Genomic DNA, 2416 nt, shown 5'->3' with positions numbered 1-2416 from the left:
CATACAAATTCTTTTTGATCTCGTCAGGTTCATTGAAAGAAGCTTCAAACAATTCTTGAATATCAACTTGCCAAGGATCAGCAAGCATTTCATCAATGGGTTTTAATACTTTCTTTTCGTCCATCTTAATGACTCCTAACATCAAAATAATGCTTTCAGTTTAGATTTACAGATTTTACAGTACCGTTATTCAAAATTTGCTACCAAAATTATAAAGTTTCTCTGCACAAAACAATTAAGAAGTTTTGGCTTAAACCAGCGTAATCCGTAATATTTTTTAGGTATTTAAAACATAACAATCTTAGTTAGGTGAAAACATAAATTGAATTAAAAATACAGTTAACTCAACAACGGCAGAAATTGATTTTATGGTTATCAGTAGACCGAGTTAAACGAGGTCAATGCGCACTTACACATAGAATAAATTCTATGTTGTGCTAGACCCATTAAAATCCTGTATCAGAAGTCGCCGTTGGCGACAACAAAATCAAACCAATTTACCCAAAATCAATTTGGTTCAACATGTTTTCTGTACTTGCTTGATCCAAGCCTAAATAAGCTAAAGTCATTGATTCACTGGAGTGATTTAGTAAGTGCATGACTAGGCCAATATTGTAATTTGATTGCGTATAAACACGATAAGCCCCAGTTTTGCGCATTGTATGAGTACCTAGATAATTAATTCCTAATAGATCGCCAACCTTACTCATAATTTTGTAGAACTGTTTTTCAGTAATATGGCGTTCTGGGTGTTGAATTGAAGGAAAGAGCCATTCAGAATCCAGCTTATGATCAAGCAGCCATTGACGGTACAATAAGAGCTCTGTTTGAACAGGTTTAAGGTACAAGGTATTAGGTTTACCAGTTTTTCGGTCATGAATAAACGCATTTTGTTTAATAGAACCGTCCGGATTAAAAATATCGGCCTGTTTTAAGCCCATAACGTCACTCACTCGCAGTAGCGTCGCTTTACCAACTTGAAAAATCGTATAGTTACGTCGGCCAGCTTTAAAGTTATTGAGTAACGTATCTTGAACCTCTTTAAGAACGTTGGAATCTTTGATGGGTAAGACAACTTGTTGCATAGTCTTTTCTCCTTTTCTTGAGATATTAAAGCAGTTATGTTATTATTTTTGTAAGGAAAAAGTAAGGAGATGATATTGTGAGCGCAGGTAATGTAACTAAGGTTAGCTCGAAGATCACAAGTAAAAATCAGATCACAATTCCTAAAACAGTACGTGAACTGTTAAAAGTTCGGTCTACTGACACAATTGAATGGCAGATTGAACCAAATGGTAAAGTAATGATTGTTCGTAGTAAACCGGATCTATGGCAACTTGTTGATGAACAAGAAAAAAAGTTTGGAAATCTCAGTACAACAGAAGTTGATTGGGGTAAAGACATAGAAAGCGAAGACTTTGATTAATGAAATTAAAACAAGGCGCTATTTTATGGATTAATTTAGATCCGGCTAAAGGCACTGAAACTAAGAAAAAGCGACCGTGTTTAGTTGTAAGCAACGATCACTATAATCGCTATTTTAATACGGTGCTAGTTGTGCCAATCAGTACCTCTGACAAATATCGTACCCAAGAAAAGTATGCTAAATCGCCGTTATTTATCAGGATAGATAACGGGAAAATTCACGGGACAGCGTTATTACAACATGTCCGTGCTGTCGATCCAACAAAACGATCAGATGGCGAAGTTGTGGCCACTTTATCTCAGCAAGAAATTAGTTCAATTAGTACAAAGGTCCAACAATTTTTCTGAAAAGCAGATGTTATTTATTGATAAAAGAAACAAAATAGCCCCCAATATCTACATTATAGATATTGGGGGCTATTCTTTCAATGTTTTCGAGGGGTTATTTGATAGTTATAGGCCCTAAAATGCAACACATAGTTTTCTATACTAGCTTCTCAATGTCCCTTGTGTTTTTGTATTTTCTTGGCCTGGTGCAATTTATATCTTTTTTCTTGATCCAAGATCTTCTTAGTACGTCTATTATGTTGTCGAGTTACTTTTTGACATTCCAACTGTTTTTGGAGTGTTTGTTGTGCTTTAGTACCGACACCATACTGAATACTCTTTCTAGCTAACCTTTGAAGACGCTTAGGATTGATTTTTCGTTCAGAAACAGACGAAGCACAAACAGTTTGTTTGAAAAAGATAATTCTATTCCAATGATGAATAACTAGATCGTAAATCAAAGTTAATTTAGGTTCTGAAGGGCCTAAGTTAATTTGACCAACTTCATAAATGGACTCAAAACGTCTTTCAAAAATAGCTTTGTAAAACGGTGGTTCATAGACAATTGTTAATGATCCCTTGATAGTAGACATCAAACATCCTCCTTAAAATTAATTAAGAAAGATGGACAACCAAGGAGGCAGGTTACTGATAGCTTCGCTAT

The 2416-nt window shown here is 35.1% G+C and carries 4 protein-coding genes; 2 read left to right on the top strand and 2 right to left on the bottom strand.

What is annotated here, in order from left to right:
• Positions 1 to 497: 497 nt before the first annotated feature.
• Positions 498 to 1085 (bottom strand): site-specific integrase, encoded by a 588-nt coding sequence (locus FFM82_RS12555; protein ID WP_025016518.1) that lies wholly within the window; start codon positions 1083 to 1085, stop codon positions 498 to 500.
• Between the two features lie 77 nt (positions 1086 to 1162).
• Here FFM82_RS12555 and FFM82_RS12550 point away from each other — a divergent pair, with 77 nt between their 5' ends.
• Positions 1163 to 1426 carry a type II toxin-antitoxin system PrlF family antitoxin gene (locus tag FFM82_RS12550; RefSeq protein ID WP_063724033.1) on the top strand — a complete coding sequence of 88 codons (264 nt, stop codon included), beginning with the start codon at positions 1163 to 1165 and terminating at the stop codon, positions 1424 to 1426.
• Positions 1426 to 1773, top strand: coding sequence for a type II toxin-antitoxin system PemK/MazF family toxin (locus tag FFM82_RS12545; protein ID WP_024002471.1), 348 nt, complete (start codon positions 1426 to 1428; stop codon positions 1771 to 1773). Before FFM82_RS12550 ends, FFM82_RS12545 begins: the two co-directional genes overlap by 1 nt.
• A gap of 149 nt (positions 1774 to 1922) precedes the next feature.
• On the opposite strand, the gene FFM82_RS12540 is transcribed toward FFM82_RS12545, so the two are convergent.
• Positions 1923 to 2345, bottom strand: a complete 423-nt coding sequence (locus tag FFM82_RS12540; protein ID WP_137646141.1) for a YjdF family protein — start codon at positions 2343 to 2345, stop codon at positions 1923 to 1925.
• Positions 2346 to 2416 lie beyond the last annotated feature (71 nt).

Source organism: Lactiplantibacillus plajomi, from assembly GCF_005405405.1.
GTDB classification, from domain to species: Bacteria; Bacillota; Bacilli; order Lactobacillales; family Lactobacillaceae; genus Lactiplantibacillus; species Lactiplantibacillus plajomi.
This window is presented reverse-complemented; position numbering and strand designations above follow the sequence as displayed.